General features: G+C 49.4%; 2 protein-coding genes and 2 pseudogenes. All 4 read left to right on the forward strand.

All coding sequences use genetic code 11. The features are described 5' to 3' along the window. Positions 1-132 precede the first annotated feature (132 nt). Positions 133-1,385: pseudogene (locus DW830_RS15240) on the forward strand (nucleotide sugar dehydrogenase). Positions 1,386-1,447: 62 nt separating this feature from the next. Further along, positions 1,448-1,915 carry a MaoC family dehydratase gene (locus tag DW830_RS15245; RefSeq protein ID WP_118311386.1) on the forward strand — a complete coding sequence of 156 codons (468 nt, stop codon included), beginning with the start codon at positions 1,448-1,450 and terminating at the stop codon, positions 1,913-1,915. Positions 1,916-2,035: 120 nt separating this feature from the next. After that, positions 2,036-2,911, forward strand: coding sequence for a DnaJ domain-containing protein (locus DW830_RS15250; RefSeq protein ID WP_119250476.1), 876 nt, complete (start codon positions 2,036-2,038; stop codon positions 2,909-2,911). 222 nt (positions 2,912-3,133) lie between these two features. After that, positions 3,134-3,229, forward strand: a pseudogene (locus tag DW830_RS17195) (IS982 family transposase); the annotation flags it as partial.

Raw genomic sequence — 3,229 nt, forward strand, 5'->3', positions numbered from 1 at the left:
TGCTCAGAAATACGCAAATTTTGAAGGGCTTTTTCAGCCGCCATTTCAGTTATTTTTTAATAAAAATCGGCGCAACATTTTGCATTCTACCTATATTATTACCTTTGCAGCAATTTAAATATAAAAAAGGTAATGGCAAAAGAAAATATAAAGATAGCCGTAGCCGGAACAGGCTATGTAGGATTGAGCATCGCCACGCTGCTGAGCCAGCATCACGAGGTGGTGGCTGTGGATGTGGTTCCCGAAAAGGTGGAACTCATCAACCACCGCCGCTCGCCTATCCAGGACGAATACATCGAGAAATACCTGGCAGAGAAAAAGCTCAACCTCAAGGCTACTACCGATGCAGCCGCAGCCTACAGGGATGCCAACTTCGTGGTAATCGCCACGCCAACCAACTACGACCCCGTGAAGAACTACTTCGACACATCGCATGTAGAAGAGGTCATCCAGCTGGTCAAGGATGTGAACCCAGATGCCATTATGGTCATCAAGAGCACCATCCCAGTGGGCTACACCGAGAACATACGCCGGAAGATGGGCAGCGAGAACATCATCTTCGCCCCGGAATTCCTGCGCGAGAGCAAGGCGCTCTACGACAATCTCTACCCTAGCCGCATCATCGTGGGCAGACCGGCAGGAGATGAGCGACTCGACAAGGCGGCGCATCTCTTCGCAGACTCTTGCAGGATGGAGCCATCAAGAAGAACATCAACACCCTCTTCATGGGGCTCACAGAGGCAGAGGCGGTGAAACTCTTCGCCAACACCTACCTGGCGCTCCGAGTAAGCTACTTCAACGAGCTGGACACCTATGCCGAAATGAAGGGACTAGACACCCAGGCCATCATATCGGGTGTGGGACTGGACCCTCGCATCGGCACCTTCTACAACAATCCGTCGTTCGGATATGGCGGCTACTGTCTGCCGAAGGATACCAAGCAGCTGCTGGCAAACTATGCCGACGTGCCCGAGAATCTGATCCAGGCCATCGTAGAGAGCAACCGCACCCGCAAGGATTTCATCGCCGACCGAGTGCTTCACATGGCAGGCTACTACGATTACGCCAACCAGAACAACTACCGCGAGGAGGAAGAGAAGCCTTGCACCATCGGAGTGTATCGCCTCACGATGAAGAGCAACAGCGACAATTTCCGCCAGAGCAGCATCCAGGGCGTGATGAAGCGCATCAAGGCGAAGGGCGCCCAGGTTATCATCTACGAGCCTACGCTGAAGAGTGGAACCACCTTCTTCGGCAGCCGCGTGGTAAACGACCTGGAGGATTTCAAGAAGCAGAGTCAGGCTATCATCGCCAACAGATACGATAAATGCCTCGATGACGTGAAGGGAAAAGTCTATACCCGGGATATCTTCCGAAGAGACTAACGCCCTAAAAAGGGCAAAAGCTTTAAGAATATCGCAAATAACAATTAAAAAAAAAGATAAAAATGGCAAAGTTAGTAATCAATTCCTATGAGGATTTTGCATCTCACCTCGGTGAGAAGTTAGGTGAATCAGACTGGTTGCAGATCGACCAGGACCGTATCAACAAGTTTGCAGACGCAACCCTCGATCCACAGTGGATTCACGTAGATGTAGAGCGCGCCAAGGTAGAAAGCCCTTACCACAGCACCATCGCTCACGGCTACCTCACCCTCTCTGTACTGCCATATCTCTGGCAGCAGATCATCGAGGTAAACAACATCAAGATGCTCGTAAACTATGGTATGGATGAGATGCGTTTCGGTCAGCCGGTCATCACCGGTTCACGTGTTCGCCTCGTGGCAACACTCCATGAGATTCAGAATCTCCGTGGTATCTGCAAGACCAGCATCAAGTTTACCATCGAGATAGAAGGTCAGCGCAAGCCAGCACTTTCTGGTATTGCCCAGTTCCTCTACTATTTCGAGAAATAAAAAAGAAACCTCTTATTAATCAGCACTTGCCCCCTTCCGAAGTTGCATGCTTCTTTTCTTAGCATACAGCAGAAGTCGGGGGCTTTTCAACTTGATTATCATTCAGAAAAATCAGTATATATGGCAGCAGGAAAATGGATAGGAGGTTTTCTGGGATTCATCACCGCAGGACCTCTTGGCGCCCTTGCAGGATTCGCCCTCGGATCGCTCTTCGACCATGGGCTAGACGAGGTCAACAAGCCTGGCAGTGAGGGACATAACAACAGAGAATACTCCAACGCCTACGAAGCTTACAGCGGACATGGCAGCGGAGGATATGGAAACGGAAGTTACGGCGGCTACGGTCAGCAGCACGCCTACGAGGGAGAGCGAAATAGTTTTATGTTCTCGCTCCTGGTTCTCGCCTCTTACATCATCAATGTAGATGGCAGGATCATGCATTCAGAGATGGAGCTGGTGCGCCGGTTCCTACTCCAGAACTTCGGTATGGCGGCGAAGCAGCAGGGCGAGGAAATTCTCCTCAAGCTCTTCGAGCAGCAGAAGCGTATGGGCATGCAGCAGTATCGCACGGTGATACAGGACAGCTGTCATCAGATACGTGCCAACATGATGTACGAGCAGCGCCTGCAGTTGCTCAACTTCCTTGTGATGATAGCCCAGGCAGACAATGTGGTTTCTCCTGAGGAGATTCAGGCGCTGAAGGAAGTAGCCCTCCACATGGGTCTGGAAGCATCGGATGTAGATCAGATGCTGGGCATGCATGGCAGCGGTTCATCAGCCACATCTGCCACTTCGCTGGAAGATGCCTACCGCATCCTCGGCGTCTCCCCCGACGCTTCCAATGACGAGGTGAAGGCAGCCTATCGCAAGATGGCGCTCAAGCATCACCCCGATAAGGTAGCTGCTCTGGGCGAGGATGTTCGCCGTGCCGCCGAGAAGAAATTCCAGGAAATCAACGATGCCAAGGATAAAATCTACAAGGCTAGAGGCATCTAGGAAAAGGATTTCAACAAGGAAATTCATATACAGCAAAAGAAACTCATATACAGCAAAAGTGCCGGTAGGATTCACCTATCGGCACTTTTTTTAATTCGATGTGTCAAGACATTACCTCAGTTCGGGATAAGAAATAGTGCCTAAAAAAGTTGGTAATCTCCGATATTTTTTGTATCTTTGTAGGTGAAATCCAATTAGTTACAAACATAAAAAGATATCATTATGGAGATTACCAAGGACAAAGTTACAGAATTATTTTGTATTATTGATGAATTTTACAAAGTTTTTGATGCTGAAAATGCAGGAAAATTGCTTTTG

The sequence above is a fragment of the Prevotella sp. AM34-19LB genome (assembly GCF_003468525.1).
Taxonomy (GTDB): Bacteria; Bacteroidota; Bacteroidia; order Bacteroidales; family Bacteroidaceae; genus Prevotella.